This is a genomic window from Mesorhizobium sp. B2-7-3 (assembly GCF_006440715.1).
Taxonomy (GTDB): Bacteria; Pseudomonadota; Alphaproteobacteria; order Rhizobiales; family Rhizobiaceae; genus Mesorhizobium; species Mesorhizobium australicum.
The window spans coordinates 52,726-68,033 of the sequence record NZ_VFTY01000014.1; the positions used below are offsets into that span (position 1 = coordinate 52,726).

Annotated in this window: 14 protein-coding genes; 8 read left to right on the forward strand and 6 right to left on the reverse strand. The window is 63.1% G+C overall.

Annotation, left to right across the window (positions count from 1 at the left end):
- Window positions 1-2: 2 nt before the first annotated feature.
- On the reverse strand, window positions 3-1,034 hold the full coding sequence (locus FJW04_RS26350; protein ID WP_140617143.1) for a Gfo/Idh/MocA family oxidoreductase: 1,032 nt from the start codon (window positions 1,032-1,034) through the stop codon (window positions 3-5).
- A 168-nt stretch (window positions 1,035-1,202) separates the two neighbouring features.
- On the opposite strand from FJW04_RS26350, the gene FJW04_RS26355 reads away from it, so the two are divergent.
- From FJW04_RS26355 to FJW04_RS26370, 4 genes are all read left to right on the forward strand, one after another.
- Window positions 1,203-2,228, forward strand: a complete 1,026-nt coding sequence (locus FJW04_RS26355; protein ID WP_140661873.1) for a LacI family DNA-binding transcriptional regulator — start codon at window positions 1,203-1,205, stop codon at window positions 2,226-2,228.
- A gap of 90 nt (window positions 2,229-2,318) precedes the next feature.
- Window positions 2,319-2,798 (forward strand): MarR family transcriptional regulator, encoded by a 480-nt coding sequence (locus FJW04_RS26360; protein ID WP_015318373.1) that lies wholly within the window; start codon window positions 2,319-2,321, stop codon window positions 2,796-2,798.
- Window positions 2,795-3,973: an HlyD family secretion protein gene (locus FJW04_RS26365; protein WP_015318372.1), complete on the forward strand. Its 1,179-nt coding sequence runs from the start codon at window positions 2,795-2,797 to the stop codon at window positions 3,971-3,973. Before FJW04_RS26360 ends, FJW04_RS26365 begins: the two co-directional genes overlap by 4 nt.
- Window positions 3,974-4,281: 308 nt before the next feature.
- Window positions 4,282-5,817: a DHA2 family efflux MFS transporter permease subunit gene (locus FJW04_RS26370; protein WP_140717629.1), complete on the forward strand. Its 1,536-nt coding sequence runs from the start codon at window positions 4,282-4,284 to the stop codon at window positions 5,815-5,817.
- Between the two features lie 47 nt (window positions 5,818-5,864).
- Here the strand turns inward: FJW04_RS26370 and FJW04_RS26375 are convergent, their stop codons facing one another.
- On the reverse strand, window positions 5,865-6,380 hold the full coding sequence (locus tag FJW04_RS26375) for a CAP domain-containing protein (RefSeq protein WP_140717631.1): 516 nt from the start codon (window positions 6,378-6,380) through the stop codon (window positions 5,865-5,867).
- A 70-nt stretch (window positions 6,381-6,450) separates the two neighbouring features.
- Window positions 6,451-7,674 carry a pilus assembly protein TadG-related protein gene (locus FJW04_RS26380; protein WP_140617257.1) on the reverse strand — a complete coding sequence of 408 codons (1,224 nt, stop codon included), beginning with the start codon at window positions 7,672-7,674 and terminating at the stop codon, window positions 6,451-6,453.
- Window positions 7,675-7,924: 250 nt separating this feature from the next.
- Between FJW04_RS26380 and FJW04_RS26385 the strand changes: the two genes are divergently transcribed.
- Window positions 7,925-8,749: a DUF2189 domain-containing protein gene (locus FJW04_RS26385; protein ID WP_140617139.1), complete on the forward strand. Its 825-nt coding sequence runs from the start codon at window positions 7,925-7,927 to the stop codon at window positions 8,747-8,749.
- A gap of 4 nt (window positions 8,750-8,753) precedes the next feature.
- Here FJW04_RS26385 and FJW04_RS26390 read toward each other — a convergent pair whose 3' ends face one another.
- Entirely contained in the window at window positions 8,754-9,386 is a 633-nt protein-coding gene (locus tag FJW04_RS26390) for a LysE family translocator (protein ID WP_015318367.1), read from the reverse strand.
- A 123-nt stretch (window positions 9,387-9,509) separates the two neighbouring features.
- A complete protein-coding gene (locus FJW04_RS26395) occupies window positions 9,510-11,486 on the reverse strand; it encodes a TadE/TadG family type IV pilus assembly protein (RefSeq protein WP_181173061.1) in 1,977 nt (658 codons plus the stop codon).
- Between the two features lie 258 nt (window positions 11,487-11,744).
- On the opposite strand from FJW04_RS26395, the gene FJW04_RS26400 reads away from it, so the two are divergent.
- Both FJW04_RS26400 and FJW04_RS26405 read left to right on the forward strand, forming a co-directional pair.
- Entirely contained in the window at window positions 11,745-12,605 is an 861-nt protein-coding gene (locus FJW04_RS26400; protein WP_140717633.1) for a TIGR01459 family HAD-type hydrolase, read from the forward strand.
- Window positions 12,606-12,611: 6 nt separating this feature from the next.
- Window positions 12,612-13,592, forward strand: coding sequence for a bifunctional riboflavin kinase/FAD synthetase (locus FJW04_RS26405; protein WP_015318364.1), 981 nt, complete (start codon window positions 12,612-12,614; stop codon window positions 13,590-13,592).
- Window positions 13,593-13,621: 29 nt separating this feature from the next.
- Here FJW04_RS26405 and FJW04_RS26410 read toward each other — a convergent pair whose 3' ends face one another.
- Window positions 13,622-14,176, reverse strand: coding sequence for an HdeD family acid-resistance protein (locus FJW04_RS26410; protein ID WP_140717635.1), 555 nt, complete (start codon window positions 14,174-14,176; stop codon window positions 13,622-13,624).
- Window positions 14,177-14,364: 188 nt separating this feature from the next.
- Here FJW04_RS26410 and FJW04_RS26415 point away from each other — a divergent pair, with 188 nt between their 5' ends.
- On the forward strand, window positions 14,365-15,177 hold the full coding sequence (locus tag FJW04_RS26415) for a MipA/OmpV family protein (RefSeq protein ID WP_140717637.1): 813 nt from the start codon (window positions 14,365-14,367) through the stop codon (window positions 15,175-15,177).
- Window positions 15,178-15,308: the final 131 nt, after the last annotated feature.

A 15,308-nucleotide genomic window follows, 5' to 3' on the forward strand; every position in this document is an offset into this window, starting at 1 on the left:
GGTCATCCTTCCTGTGATGCGATGTTCACGCGACGACCGGTCTCGGCGCTCTGGATCGCCGCGAAGACCATGGCCAGGCTCTTGATGTTGTCCGAGCCCCGTGTCTCCGGCTCGGTGCCGGTTTCCACGGCTTGCACGAAGTCGGCAATGACGCCGAGATGCCCGCCGATACGGTCGGACGGATCGAGGGGAGGCACTGTCACCGGCCCGACCTTGTCGATCAGGCCTTCGCGCTCCGGTAGCACGACTTCCGCCTTCACCTCGTCATGGCCGTCCCAGATCAGGCTGCCGCGCTCACCGACGATACGCCAGCTGCCCTCCCAACTGGTGCGAAAGCCGTCGGCGCACCAGCTGCCACGATAGGTGAACATCCTGTTTCGGCCGAGCCCGAAAGTGGCGCTTGCCGACGACCCTTGCCGATACCAGGAATTGGCCGGCTCCCATTCCTGGCAATAGACATCGGCAGGTTCGCCGTTGACCATGTAGCGAGCGGCATCGAAGGTGTGGATCGCCATGTCGAGCAACAGCACGTGGCGCATCTCTTCGCGAAAACCGCCAAAGTGCGGCGCCACGAAAAAATCCGCGTGGATGCTGGTCGGCGCGCCGATGGCGCCTGAATCCAGAAAGCGGCGGATGCGCCGGACATTGGCGACATAGCGGCGGTTCTGAACGACGGCGTGGACGCGGCCGGCGCGCCGCGCGGCGTCGACGATGGCGCGGGCGTTGGCCGGACTGTCGGCGAGGGGCTTTTCCGTCAGCAGGTGACAGTGATGGGCAAAGGCCGAATTGGCCACCTCGCGGCGGGCGGCCGGAACGACCACATCGAATACCGCATCGGCTTTGGTCTGATCCAGAATGACGTCGAGATCGGTGCCGATCGCGGCCCCGGCAACGTCGTATTCGCGGGCTCGCTCGCGTGCCCTGTCGGCGTCGAGGTCGACGAGACCGGCAATCCTGATTTCAGGGGACTGACGGGCGGCCTCGAGCCATGTTTTGCTCATGGCTCCGCACCCGACCAGGACGACATGCAGCATCCGGCGCTCCTCCGCCAACCCCTCCCGGTTGGCATTCACGGTTCTTCCGTAAACGTTTACGATGACACACCCGAAGGCGTAGAATGTCAACCGGATTTGTGGTCGTTCGTCTGAGTGGCCTTGGCCGCAAGGTCCGCTAATGTTAGCGGGAACGGAAGGGGATTGGTCTTGGCATCCAGCATTCACGATCTTGCGCGTCATTTGAATATTTCGATCGGCACGGTGTCGCGGGCGCTCAATGGGCGCGCCGATGTCAATGCCGAGACGCGGCAGCGCGTGCTCGATGCGGCGCGCCTACTCAACTATTCACCCAACCAGTCGGGCAGGAACCTGCGCCGGGGCACCACGCATGCCGTCGCGTTCATGCTGCAGCCCCACCCGGGTGATCAGCAATATGGCGAGCCGTTTTTCATTCCGTTCCTGAGCGGGCTGCAAGCGGCACTGGCCGAGCACGGGCTCGACCTGATCATCGTCATGGGCGCGCCCGCCGACTATCAGCAGGAGCGCCTGCGACGGGTCGTCGAGACACGCCGCGCCGATGCCGTGTTGCTGGCCTGGACCCGGCGTGAGGACGATCGCATCGACTATCTCAGCAGGGCCGGCTTTCCCTTTGCGACGCTCGGCCGAAGCCAGTCCGGTGACGAGACCTATCCCTCGCTCGACCTCGATTTCGAGAAGGCGGGCGCCGACGCAGTCGACCGCCTGGTTGCACGCGGCCACCGCCGCATCGCCGCCATCCGGCCGTCACTCGACCTCAACTTCGGCTATCTGTTTCTTGACGGCTATCGCAAGGCGCTGCGGCGGCACGGCATCCACATCGATCCCGAACTGATCGCCGACGGCTTCATCAACGAAGCCGGCGGCTACGCGGTGACGCCGCAAGTCATGCGCTCGAAGGATCCGCCGACAGCGATCATCTTCAACAATGACGCGATGGCGCTCGGCGGCTGCAAGGCGCTTGCCGAGATGGGGATCATGCCCGGTCAGGGCATCGCGGTGATGGTCATCGTCGATACGCCGCTCTGCCGCTATTTCTCCCCGGCGCTGACCGCTTTCCGCCCGGCATTGGAGCCGATGGGACGGCGGCTCGGCGAAATCCTGCTCGCCTCGCTGCCGGCTTTCGCCGGGCCCACGGGGCCGCAGACCATCAGGGAGGTCTGGCCGCTGGAACTGGTCGCGCGCGACAGCGATTGACCACACGCCTGTTTCCGCCATCCGCATTTGCCGGCTTTCATAGCGAAGTGGCATCTTGAATAGTAAGCACGCTTATTATATGTATCGCTCATGGTTTCAGATGGCATCGATAGATTGGGATTTTTGATCCACGACGTGCAACGCCTGATGCGCAAGCGCTTCGAGGCGCGCGCCAGCGGGCTCGGCCTGTCTTCGGCGCAATGGCGGCTTCTGGTCCGCGTTGCCAAGGAGGCGGGCGTTGCACAGGCGCGGCTCGCCGAACTGCTCGAAATCGAGCCGATCAGCGTTTCACGCCTGGTCGATCGGATGGAGGAGGGCGGCTGGATCGAACGCCGCTCCGACGCGACCGACCGGCGCGTGCGCATGATCTTCCCGACCGAGAAGGCGAATGCGGCCTATGCGGACGTCAAGAGCCTTGCTGGCGAGGTCTATGAGGAATCGCTCAGCGGCGTTTCGCCGGAAGACCGGCGCATCCTGATCCGGGCGCTGGATGTAATCGTGCAAAATCTGACGGACAGCGAAGCTTCGTCGCTTGAAAAGATCAAGAGTGCGGAAGGTGCGGCAGCATGAACGCGGTAGCCAAGGTAGAAGAAAACGCTCCCAAGGTGGAGATGGAAGCGCCGGTCCAGCCGGCATCAGCCCCGGTCGCGGTCGCTCCTCCCGTGCAACCCGCGCCGGCGCCGAAGAAGAAGCGCCGCTTCGGCCGCTTCTTCTTGATGTTCGCCTTGCCGGCGGCATTGATCATCGGCGGCGGCTATGTCTGGGTGACCGGCGGGCGCTACCAGGAAACGGAAAATGCCAATCTGCAGCAGGCCAAGGTGTCGATCGCCTCTGATACGGCCGGTCGTATCGTCCAGGTCGCCATAACGGACAACCAGACGGTCAAGCAGGGCGATCTCCTGTTCGCCATCGACCCCGAGCCCTACCGGATCGCGCTCGCCCAGGCGGACGCCGCGGTTGCTACCGCGCGCCTCAATGTCGAGCAGTTGCGCGCGGCCTATAGCCAGGCGCTGTCGCAGCAGAAGTCCGCTGCCAGCGAGGTCGACTATGCGCAGTCGCAATTCGATCGCGCCGCCGATCTTGCCCAGAAGGGCATCAACGCCAAGTCGTCGCTGGATCAGGCCAAGAACGATCTCGACAAAGCCAGGCAGCAACTGGCTGTTGCCGAGCAAGGCATCATCAGCGCCAAGGCGGCACTCGGCGGCAACCCCGACATCGAAACCGACAAGCATCCGACGGTGATGTCGGCGCTCGCGGCGCGCGACAAGGCTGCCTATGATCTGGAGCAGACCACCGTGAAGGCGCCTGCCGATGGTGTCGTCTATCAAGCCGCGTCCTTCAAGGTTGGCCAGTATGTCGGCTCCGGCACACCGTTGTTTGCGCTGGTCGAGACCGGCGACACCTGGGTCGACGCCAATTTCAAGGAAACCCAACTGACCAACATGAAGCCGGGCCAGAAGGCGGAGATCGTGGTCGATACCTATCCGGGCAGGACCTTCGAGGCGACGGTCAGGGCTATCGGTGCCGGCACCGGCGCGGACTTCTCGCTGCTGCCCGCCCAGAACGCCACCGGCAACTGGGTCAAGGTCACCCAACGCATCCCGGTGCGCCTGGAACTGACCGACCCCGACGCCAAGATGGCGCTGCGCACCGGCATGAGCGCCTCTGTTACGGTCGATACGGGCGTCGCGCGTGGCTGGCCGTCGATCTTCGGTCACGCTACGGCCGGCGAGCCCGCGAAGTAGTCTCGGCAGAAGCCCGCGGAGACCAAGCGGGTGAAAGCGAGTTGAAGGATTGGTCTGACGGGAGGGGTGGGAAGGATCAGCGTTTGGGCCGAGCCGCGTGGCAGCCGTCCAAAATCTGAAATCTTCGACACGGACCTGTCGGTCCTCAGGTTTCCGGGCGGCAGGCATCCGCTCATCAGAGACTTTCAGTCGATGTAACCCCCACATCGATAATCGCGTCCCACCGCGACGAAGGTCTCTCAACGGAAGGCTTTGCCGCCCGGAAACCCGTTGTACACGTTTCTGTTACCTTCTGGAAGTTCTGCGCCATGAGCACGTCCGAACCATTCAAAGAAGTGCCGCATCGTGGCCTGATCACGGTCGCGCTCATGCTGGCGACGGTCATGCAGGCGCTCGACACCACCATCGCCAACGTCGCGCTGCCGACCATGACCGGCGATCTCGGCGCCTCGCCCGACAACATCAACTGGGTGCTGACCTCCTACATCGTCGCCGCCGCCATCATGACGCCTGTCACCGGCTGGCTCGCCGACCGTTTCGGCCGCAAGGAGCTGTTCCTGACGGCGGTGGTCGGCTTCACCATCTTCTCGATGTTGTGCGGCCTGGCGTGGAGCCTGGAAACCATCGTGCTTTTCCGGCTGATGCAAGGTGTGTTCGGCGCCGCGATCGTGCCGCTGTCGCAGACCTTCCTGCTCGACATCAACCCCAAGGAGCGCCATGGTCAGGCGATGGCCATATGGGGCGCCGGCATCATGCTGGGACCGATCCTCGGCCCCACGCTCGGCGGCTGGCTGACCGAGAATTTCAACTGGCGCTGGGTGTTCTTCATCAACCTGCCGGTCGGCATCGTCGCCTTTCTTGGCATGGCGGCCTATTTGCCGGCGGTCGCCCGGCGGGTGCGCAGCTTCGATTTCTTCGGCTTTGCCATGATATCGCTCGGCGTCGGCGCCCTGCAGCTGATGCTCGATCGCGGTGGCGAGGTCGACTGGTTTTCCTCGGTCGAGATCTGGATCGAGCTTGGTCTTTCGCTCACCGGCTTCTGGGTGTTCATCATCCATACGATGACATCGGAACATCCGTTTATCGATCCGAAGATTTTCCTCGATCGCAATTTCGTCACCGGGCTGGCGTTCATCTTCGTCATGGGCGTGCTGATCCTGGCCTCGATGTCGCTGCTGCCGCCGATGCTGTCGACCATCTTCGGCTATCCAACGGTCACCATCGGCATCGTCATCGGGCCGCGCGGTGTCGGCACCATGATTTCGATGCTCGTCGTCGGGCGCATCATGGGCAAGGTCGATGCCAGGATTCTCGTCGTCATCGGTTTCCTCCTGACCGCGCAGTCGCTCTACACCATGGCAAGCTTCACCCCGCAGATGGACAACTGGCTGATCCTCAGCTCCGGCGTGATCCAGGGCCTCGGCATGGGCATGGTGTTCGTGCCGCTGTCGACGGTTGCCTTCGCCACGCTCGACGCCCGCTACCGCACCGATGCAACCTCGCTGTTCAGCCTGGTGCGAAATCTTGGCTCGTCGATCGGCGTGTCGGTCGTGACCGTGCTGCTGGTGCGCAACACGCAGATCAACCACGCCGAGCTTTCAACCTTCATCAACCCGTTCAATCCCAATCTCTGGGCGGTCTCGCCGGCAGCCGCCGGCGGCGATCCGACGGCACTGTCGCAGGTCGACCGCATGGTCAATCTGCAGGCGATGATGATCTCCTACGTCAACGACTTCAAAATCCTGATGATCATGACGCTGGCCGCTATCCCGTTCGTCTTCCTGCTGCGCAAGCCGAAAACGGCGCCGGCCGGCGGCGGTGCGCCCGCCGCTCATATGGACTGATGTAGCGGCTGCTCGTCAGCGGATGTCCGCTGCCGGCGATGTCTTTGCTACCTGCCGAGCACCAGCGACCAGTAGCGCAGGTTGGGGTCGCGGCCGTCACGGACATAGGCAAGTCCGAAGCGGTTGAAGTCCGGATCGAGTATGTTGCGCCGGTGTCCCTGCGAATGCATCCAGATATCGAACAGCTTCTGTTGGTCGAAACGGCCGGCCGCGATGTTCTCGGCCGCGGCACCGTGCACGCCATTGTCCCTCATGCGCGAAGCGAAATCCTTGCCCCAGCCGGTGGTGTGGCTCATGTTTTCACGCTGCGCCATGTAGCCGGCCTGCTGCAATGCTGCTTGCTCCAACTGCGCGTCCGGGGTCAGCGGGCCGCGCCCGGCCGTGGCGCGCAGGCTTGCCAGCGTGCCGGTTGCCGAGGAGGAAACCCCGGCGCCTTGCCCTGTCGGCAGCGAGACGGTGCTGCAGGCGGCAAGCCCAAGCAAGGCCGCCAAGCCAGCCGCCTTGAGCCAGGTGCGCCTGTTCAAGTTCGCGATCTGATCGCAATCGATTTTCGAAGTGGTCATGCGTGCCTGACTCGGTCCCGATCATGGCTTTTGCCGGGCAGGCGGTGAAAAATCTCGATCGAAGCGGCCCCTAGTTCACAAGCGTGATGAGGCGGCTGGAGTACATCTCTCGATTTCCGAACACCGCCGTGCAGTCGGTCTTGATGGAAGAGTTGCCTGTCATCTGCACGGTCAAGCCAACAAGCCTCAGGCAGTCCCCCTGACCACTCATGTCCGAATTGCCGGCAAACGAAACGGCCGCGTCAGGCGCATAGACGAATCCGCTAATCACGGAATTTGCGCCGCCATTCAGGGTCAAGGCCGAAACGTTCCCGCGGCTCTGGAAGATGGTGATGCCGGCGTAAGGTCCGCTGGTGGGCGGGGAAAGGTTCACCTTTTCATTGGCATTTATGATGATCTGTGCCCCTTCCGTGAGGAATATGGTTACGCCCTGGCCGCTCAGGCTGCCATTCCCGCCCGGCTTCAGGGTGACGCCGCGCAAGATGTAGACGCCCGGGTTGAACGTGATGTTTCCTGACAATGTCTTGTCGCAATAGGTGCCGGGCGACAGCGTGTAGGTTTTGCCGTTCGGCACCGGCAGGCAAAGTGTGTAGGGGGGAGGGACGATGTCGGCCAGGGGATCGAAGGACGCATATTGATGTTCGAGCGGCGTGCCGCAGGTGAGATTGGCAGCGGGCGGAGAAAGCCCGGAAGTGCCACCGACGGCCGATACGCAGCCCGCCGAGACCTGCGCGGAACCGCCCCTGCTGACGGCATCGGACGCGTCCGAGTTTGCCGCGATCACGCAGTTGCTCATGGCGACATCGGTCGAGCCTTGTAGGCTCACCGCCGCCGACGCATGCGGATCGAGCGCCAGCACGCAGGCCTGGGCGCCCGGGTGCATCTTGACCGTCGCCGACCGGTGAGCTGGCCAGGGGGCAGCGCCGTTGATGAAGCTCGGACGGTTGATGCCGGACGACAGCGAGATGTAATAGGCGCTCGGATCGCCGCTGGCGGTGGCCGAAAAGGCGGAAACGCTGTCTGAATATTCCTGCTGGTCGGCAATGCTCAAATTGGCTGCGAAGAATGTCAGCCCAAGCCCCTGGACATCGTTCGCGCTCATGCTGGGCAGGTATTTGGTGCCGACGGCAAGGCCAGCCGCGTCCAGCGAGTTCTGCAGTTGCGCGGCGTCATCGCTCGTGCCCGTCAGGTCGAGGGTGCCGGCGACGACAGCCATTATCGGCAGCAAGGCTACGGCGGTCGCCATGGCGAAATTGCCGCGTTCGCAAGACCAGAAGCCCTTCAATGTGAACATCGCCCCTCGCCAACGTTTGTAAAGCTCAGGTGATACGCTCTGGGTCTCTACGAGTAATTTAAGCAATAGCTAAAATGCATGGATTCTAAAATGAACTCAGTGGTTCGCCAGACGATGACCGCTCAGCAAACCTTATGAGACGCGGCGACAATCCCGGGAAGATCGGCTATTATGTCAGCGTTCTTGAAGTGGCAGCTACGGGCAGCCACCCTAGGCGGTGACCGCCCCCCGAGAAAAACGGAGGAAGGTTATGGCCGGCTTTCATGTCATGGCGGACGCGTACGGGATGCATGTGCAACCAGCGGTCCGCCGCATTTCCACGGCGGACCTCTGGGACGCGCTCAGACTTGGCGCCGATGACTTCTGGGCCAAGCCCTCGCATTACGTGTTCCTGTGCCTGATCTATCCGGTCGCCGGCCTGATCCTGACGCAGTGGACGTCCGGCTCCAACGCCATCCAGCTCGTCTATCCCTTGATGTCGGGCTTTGCCCTGGTCGGGCCGTTCGCCGCGATCGGACTCTATGAGATCAGCCGCCGGCGCGAGCTCGGCATGAACACCAACTGGCGGCATGCGCTCGATGTTCGCCATTCATCGGCGCTGCCCTCGATAGCGGTTATCGGAATCATGCTGTTCGCGCTGTTCCTGTTGTGGCTGTTCACGGCGCAGTCGATCTACACCAGCCTTTTCGGCGGCGAGCCGCCGGCTTCGGTCGGGGCCTTCCTGCGCGATGTGCTGACGACCAGCAAGGGCTGGAGGCTGATCCTTCTCGGCAACGCGGCCGGCCTGGTTTTCGCGGTGGTCGTGCTGGCGACCACTGTCGTTGCTTTTCCGCTTCTGCTCGATCGGGATGTCGGCGCCGTTTCGGCGATAGAGACCTCGGCGCGCGCGGTCATGGCAAATCCGCTGCAGATGGCGCTATGGGGCCTCATCGTCGCGGTGCTGCTGGTGATCGGCTCGATCCCGCTGTTTGCCGGTCTCGCCGTCGTCATGCCGATCCTCGGCCACGCGACCTGGCATCTCTACCGCAAGGTGGTCGAGCCGGCCCAGATCCGGCCGCCGCGCCGGCCGATGTGACGCTTCAGCGCTGCGCGTCGGTCGCCATCTTCAGCGCCAGCGCCGTCAGCACGGTTCCCATCATCCAGCGCTGGATGACCAGCCACAGCGGGCGTCCGGCGAGGAAGGTGGCGATCGAGCCGGCCGTCAGCGCGATGACGGCGTTGACGCTGAGGCTGATCGATATCTGCGTCGCGCCCAGCACCAGAAGCTGCGACAGGACATGGCCCTTGCCGGGGCTGATGAACTGCGGCAGCAGCGACAGATAGAGAACGGCCACCTTGGGATTGAGCAGATTGGTCATCAATCCCATGGCGAACAGCTTGCGCGGCCGGTCCTTCGGCAGGTCGCGCACCTGGAATGGCGAGCGTCCGCCCGGTTTCACGGCCTGCCAGGCCAGCCACAAGAGGTAGAGTACGCCGGCAAAGCGCAGCACGTCATAGGCATAGGGCACCGCGATCAGCAGCGCCGTGATGCCGAACGCGGCCGACAGCACGTAGAACAGGAATCCGACCGCAACGCCGCCAAGCGAGATCAATCCGGCCTTCGGCCCTTGCGACAGTGAGCGCGAGATCAGATAGATCATGTTCGGACCCGGCGTCAGCACCATGCCGAGGCAGACCAGCGCGAAGGCGAGATGGTTGGCGGTATCGGGCATTGTTCGTTCCCCAGCCTGCCGCGATGGATGAGAGACCATGCGAGCGGCCAATCTGTGCCTGTCACCGCAGGCGCCCGCAAGGGCTTGACGGCGCCGGGCGTTGCGCCAGGGAACGAACTCGGGTTAGCCGACGACGCGCAGGTTCGACAGCTCGTTGCCGATTTCCTTGAAATCGTTTGCCAGGCTGGCGCCGGTCGCATTCCAGAACAGCTTCGCCGGTTTGCTCGGATCCGTCGCATCCTTGCGGAAGCGTGAATTCGACGAGCAGGATTTCAGCGCATCGATCGCCAGCTTGTCGCTGGCCTTGGTCGTCGATAGGTCGAGCGCCACCGTCATCACCATGATGTTGGCTGCCTTGGCGTTGTTGCAGAGCGTGGCCATCTGCTCGTTGAGGGCGTTGGTGTAGTTGCCGTTCGAATAGTCGAACTGCCCGATGGCGCTCGATGTGCCCATGAACAGGCGTCCGACCGAGGTGCCGTTGTAGCCGGGGTTGAGGTAGCCGAAGGAGGCGTAGGTCGATTTCGAATTGGCGGGGTCGGAATAGCCCAGCGAGGATGGCGTATAATAGGTGTTGGCGCCGTCGGTCAGCACGATCACCACCTTGTCGTTGCCTCTTTCGGCTTCCGGGCGCCCTTGCGTGAACGGCTCTCCGCTCGAGACCACCCGCCAGCCCCAGGCCATGCCCTCGGGAACATTGGTGCCGCCATTCGGCTGCATCAGGTCGATCGCCGCCTTGATCGAGGTGAGCCCGTCGGCGACGCTGACATCGGTCAGCGGCGTGATCGGGTTGGTGGTGCAGCTGTAATTCGGCCCGTTGCCGGCAGGCAGTGCCGGCGCATCGATCGGCCGCGGCTGGAAATATTTGGCCATGTTGCGCAGCCGCGATTGGCCGCTGCTGCTTGATGGATCGTCGTTCCACCAGCTGTTGATGGCACCATAAGTTACCGGTGCGGCCTCGTCGGGGTCCTGGGTGAGTTTCCAGTGATTGCCGGGTTCGTCGGGCGCGAACATCGGCACGAACATCGTTGCCGGATCGCCGACGCCGATGCCGGTGTTGGCCGAGCCACCGGACGGCGTGGCGTCGTTGATATTGTAAGGGTAGGGCCGTGCCTCGACGCAGCCTTGCCAACTGGCGAACGGACCGTAGGAATCGACATAGTCATATTCGTTGTGGCTGCTTTTGCAGGTGTTGTTCGAATTGTATGCGTCGCAGACCACGCGCTTGCTATTGACGATACGCTCGTGGTTGGTGACGACCTTCATGTCGCGATAAAGCGAAAACCGGGTCAGCATCTGGCCTTCCTCGGTTCCCCAGCCGGTGCCGCGCTTGTACCAGATGCCGTTGGTCTGCTGGGCGTATTTGTTGGCGCCGTTCAGCGTCGACCAGTCGAAATTCTCGTTCGATACCGGCGACAGACCCTCGGTGTCCATCCACGAGGCGTTGCCGTTGCCGGGGCCGACATTGACGGAGGCGGCAAAGGGCACGAGGCCGAATTGCACCGGCCTGTCGACCTGCTTGATCATCGCGGCCTGCTGGGCAAGCGTGTCGACCAGTTGCTTGGCCGCTGTTTTGAGCAGATCGATGCGCTTTTGTCCTGAGCCGGTGCCGGGCGTGACCATCGATCCGGAATTGTCGAGCACCAGGGCAACCTCCAGCGTATTTTTCAGCCGTACTTCCGAGCATGCAGTGAAACCGATATCGGTTTCGCCGGTGCCGCCGAGCAGTATCTTCGCCGTCGGCAGGAAATAAGGATCGTAGGTCAAGGTGCTGCAAATCTTCATTGTTCCGCCGCCAGCGGTGCTGCTGGGCAATGTGAGATTGAGCGTCGCCTTGGCGGGATCGATGCTGTTCAAATTGGCGTTGAAAAAGTCGAACGCGTAGGCTCTCAGCTGATCGTCGGTGGCGCCTTCCGTCAGCCGGCGGGCCGTGGCGAAGTTGGCGGCGTCGAGCGCGTTCATCACCATCTGCTTTTCACGGTTCATTTCCGTGAAATCGACGGCGATCGCCAGGCCGCCCATCAGCGGCACCATCGCCACAGCCGTCATGAGAGCATAGTTGCCGCGCCTGTCGCGGCGGAACTGACGCCAGATTTCAAACATGCTTGCAGCAGCCCCCGCCGACGGATTCTCGGCCGGCGCCAGCTTTCCACAAAACGCTGAAGGACGGGTTTGGGAAACCGCTCTATTGCTTGGTCGGCGCTTCACCAACCGCTAACCAATCAAGGCCGCGGCTTGCGCCGCAATTCGCGCCGGTCAAGGCGAAAGCTGGTGACAGCATGGGCCGGTTCGGATAATTCGAACCGGCCGCGGGGAACCGTCGGCCGCTGTAACCGCAACGATCATACTGAAGGAAACGGCATGGCGGATTCGCCTGAAATCGTCGGCTCGCTCGAAGACGTCTCGAAAGCCTATTCGGCAATTCTTTGCGATGTCTGGGGGGTGGTGCACAATGGCGAATGGCATTTTCCGGCTGCCGCGGCTGCGCTGGCAGCGGCAAGGGCGGACGGCACTCCTGTCGTTCTGATCACCAATTCGCCGCGCCGCCGCGCCGATGTCGTGGCGCAGATGAGCGTGATCGGCGTCCCGCCATCAGCCTATGACCGTGTGGTGACCTCGGGCGACGTGACCCGTGATCTGATCGCGGAGGGCCCGCGCAAGGTCTTCCACATCGGCGCCGACCGCGATCTGACCCTTTATGACGGCCTCGATGTAGAACTCGTCGAGGAGTTCGAGGCCACTGGCGTCGTGTGCACCGGGCTGTTCGACGACGAGGTCGAAAAACCCGACGACTATACGGAACTGCTGCGCCGGTTGCGCGCCAGGAACCTGCCGTTCATCTGCGCCAATCCCGATATCATAGTGGAACGAGGCGAACGGATCATCTGGTGCGCCGGCGCGCTCGCGCGCGACTACGCGCAGCTCGGCGGTCGCACGCTGATCGCCGGAAAACCCTACGCGCCGATTTACGAGGTCGCGATGAAGGAGGTGGCCGAGATCCTCGGCCGGTCGGTTGAGCGTTCGCGAATACTGGCAATCGGCGACGGCATGATGACCGACGTCAAGGGCGCTGCCGACAATGGTTTCGACGTCCTCTATGTCTCTGGCGGCATTCATGCCCGCGACTATGGCGATCCATTCCGGCCGGATCCGGCAAAGCTCGGGCTCTTCCTGGAGCGGCACGGCTATCGTCCGGTGGCCGTGATCGCAAGACTGCAGTAGGTGGCAATGGTCGCGTTCCAGCATCTTACGACAACCGCGCCGCTGCCCGCCGATCTGCGAGGGGGCGTGGTCGCGATCGGCAATTTCGATGGCGTCCACCGCGGCCATCAATCCGTGCTCGAACGGGCATTGGCGGAGGCCGTGCGGCGTGGCGTACCGGCCCTGGTGCTGACCTTTGAACCGCACCCGCGAACGGTTTTCAGGCCTGATCTGCCGCTTTTCGTGCTGACGCCGCCGCCGATGAAGGCGCACCTCCTGTCGCTGCTGGGCTTTGCCGCGCTCGTCGAGCAGCCCTTCACGCGCGACTTCGCCTCGCTGTCGGCGGAAGCCTTCGTCACCGATGTGCTGGAGAGGGCGCTGGGCATTACCCATGCCGTGACCGGTTTCGATTTCCATTTCGGCAAGGACCGCCAGGGCGGGCCGGCTTATCTGATGGCTGCCGGCGAGCGCCACGGCTTCGGTGTTACCCTCGTCGACGCCTTTCGCGACGAAGGCGCCGAGGTGGTTTCGTCGAGCCGCATCCGTGCCTTGCTTTGCAAGGGCGAGGTGGCCGAGGCCGCCGGTCTGCTTGGCTATCGCTTTACGGTGGAAAGCGAGGTTGTCGGCGGCCAGCAGCTCGGGCGAACGCTCGGCTTTCCCACAGCCAATATGAGGCTTCCGGCGGAAGCCACGCTCAAGGAAGGGATCTACGCCGTCCGCTTCCGTCGCGCGGACGGTACGCTGCACGACGGCGTCGCCAGCTTTGGCCGCCGCCCGACGGTCGACGACAATGGCGCGCCGCTCCTGGAAACCTTCGTCTTCGACTTTTCCGGCGATCTCTATGGCGAGACTTGCGAGGTGTCGTTCTTCGGCTTCCTGCGCAGCGAGATCAAGTTCGACGGGCTCGACGCACTGGTCGTGCAGATGAAGCGCGATGAAGTCGAGGCCCGCGCGCTGCTTGGCGGCGTCAAGCCACTCTCCGGCCTGGACGCCGCGGTGGCGTTCTGAAGCATGATCCCGAAAGGGGAAACGAGTTCCTATTTCTTCAACGCAAGACCGACGGCGATGAAGGTCCAGCCCTGGAAGATCAGGTCGATCGCCAGGAACAGTCCGAGCACCCACAGGCTGTTGACCGGCCAGCCCATGGCGATGATCAGGCCCGCGAGCACGCTGATGACGCCCGCCGCGACAATCCAGCCCCAGCCGCGCTCCGGACGGTGGCTGTAGCCGACCCAGGCCCGCAGCGCGCCGGAAGCTACGAGCGCGATGGCCAGCAGGAAGGTCAGCACCGCCGAGGCGAGCAGCGGATTGTCGAAAGCGAAGAACCCTGCGACCGCATAAAGCAGTCCGCTGAGCAGCCAGTAGAAGAAGCGGCCCCAGGTCTTGACCCCGAAAGCATGCATGATCTCGATGATGCCGGCCACCAGCATCAGCCATCCGACAACGTAGACGGAAGCCACCGTGGCGATGAACAGATTGCCGAAGGCTACACCGCCGAGGATCAGCAGCACCACGCCCAGACCGACGAACCATCCCCATTTGTCACGCGTCTGGCCGATCGCGTTCTTCAGAGTATCGCCGTGCAAGGTCATGTCGCCACCTCCATAGAGGACCGCCAGCATGCAGGGAGGTTACCCTCGGCGCCGACCCGCGTCCAGCCGATGGCGGGCGCGATGGTGCAGGCAATGCGCGCTGGATGTCTCGCCCTTAAATCAAATTTTACCAAAGCCTCGTCAAAGCTGTCGCCGCAGGGCAGTTGTATCGTGTTAGTGGAGTGACCATGAGTCAGGTCGGGAAGATTTCTGTAGCCGTGGCTACTGTCGTGCTCGCCATGTCAGGCGCGGCCGAAGCCGGTGATGGCGCTTTCGGCTGGCTGTCCGGCGACTGGTATCTGACGGTCGGCGCGACCGGCCTGGTGGCGCCCAATTTCGAAGGCGGCAAGAAATACATGCTGAGCGCCCAGCCCATCATTTCGCTGGGCAAGGCCGGCCCTGCGGCTCGCTTCACCTCACGCAACGACAATATTTCGCTGGCGCTTGTCGACGACGGCGGCGTCCGTGCAGGCCTGACCGGCAAGTTCCTGTTCTCGCGCGACGACGGCGATGCCGACGAGCTCAGGGGGCTCGACCCGGTCCGCTGGGGCGGCGAGGTCGGCGGCTTCTTCGAATTCTATCCGACGGACTGGATGCGCGCGCGCGCGGAATTGCGGCATGGCATCCGAGCCCATAACGGCTTTGTCGCCGACATCGCCGCTGATGCTTTCTACGACCTGACGCCAACCGTCAGGATCTCGGGTGGCCCGCGCGTGTCGTTCGCCTCGGCGAACTATTTCGATGCCTATTACGGTGTCAACGCGCAGGAAGCCGTGGCCTCGGGCCTGAGCCAGTACAATCCCGGCGGCGGCCTGAAATCCGTCGGCCTCGGTAGCGCGGTGACCTGGAAGGTGACCGATCCGATGACTGCCAGCCTGTTTGGCGAATATTCGCGCCTGGAGGGTCCGGCCGCCGATTCCAGCCTGGTCAGGGAGCGTGGCGACCGCAACCAGTTCATGGTCGGCGTGTCGACCACCTACCGCTTCGACTTCAAGATGTAAGCGAATCGAACGAGACGCTTTATTCCTGCGCTCTTCTCCGCTAAAAGCCCAGCAATGACGAGCTTTTTGCGCCTTCACGCGCCGACGATTCGAATTACCAGCCCGGTGTTCCCAGCAGCCTGAAGGCTGTA

Excerpts from the sequence above, each read along its gene's own strand:
- FJW04_RS26350 (WP_140617143.1), bottom strand. The coding sequence starts at position 1,034 with ATGCTGCATGTCGTCCTGGTCGGGTGCGGAGCCATGAGCAAAACATGG.
- FJW04_RS26360 (WP_015318373.1), top strand. The coding sequence starts at position 2,319 with ATGGTTTCAGATGGCATCGATAGATTGGGATTTTTGATCCACGACGTG.
- FJW04_RS26365 (WP_015318372.1), top strand. The coding sequence starts at position 2,795 with ATGAACGCGGTAGCCAAGGTAGAAGAAAACGCTCCCAAGGTGGAGATG.
- FJW04_RS26370 (WP_140717629.1), top strand. The coding sequence starts at position 4,282 with ATGAGCACGTCCGAACCATTCAAAGAAGTGCCGCATCGTGGCCTGATC.
- FJW04_RS26375 (WP_140717631.1), bottom strand. The coding sequence starts at position 6,380 with ATGACCACTTCGAAAATCGATTGCGATCAGATCGCGAACTTGAACAGG.
- FJW04_RS26380 (WP_140617257.1), bottom strand. The coding sequence starts at position 7,674 with ATGTTCACATTGAAGGGCTTCTGGTCTTGCGAACGCGGCAATTTCGCC.
- FJW04_RS26385 (WP_140617139.1), top strand. The coding sequence starts at position 7,925 with ATGGCCGGCTTTCATGTCATGGCGGACGCGTACGGGATGCATGTGCAA.
- FJW04_RS26390 (WP_015318367.1), bottom strand. The coding sequence starts at position 9,386 with ATGCCCGATACCGCCAACCATCTCGCCTTCGCGCTGGTCTGCCTCGGC.
- FJW04_RS26395 (WP_181173061.1), bottom strand. The coding sequence starts at position 11,486 with ATGTTTGAAATCTGGCGTCAGTTCCGCCGCGACAGGCGCGGCAACTAT.
- FJW04_RS26400 (WP_140717633.1), top strand. The coding sequence starts at position 11,745 with ATGGCGGATTCGCCTGAAATCGTCGGCTCGCTCGAAGACGTCTCGAAA.
- FJW04_RS26405 (WP_015318364.1), top strand. The coding sequence starts at position 12,612 with ATGGTCGCGTTCCAGCATCTTACGACAACCGCGCCGCTGCCCGCCGAT.
- FJW04_RS26410 (WP_140717635.1), bottom strand. The coding sequence starts at position 14,176 with ATGACCTTGCACGGCGATACTCTGAAGAACGCGATCGGCCAGACGCGT.
- FJW04_RS26415 (WP_140717637.1), top strand. The coding sequence starts at position 14,365 with ATGAGTCAGGTCGGGAAGATTTCTGTAGCCGTGGCTACTGTCGTGCTC.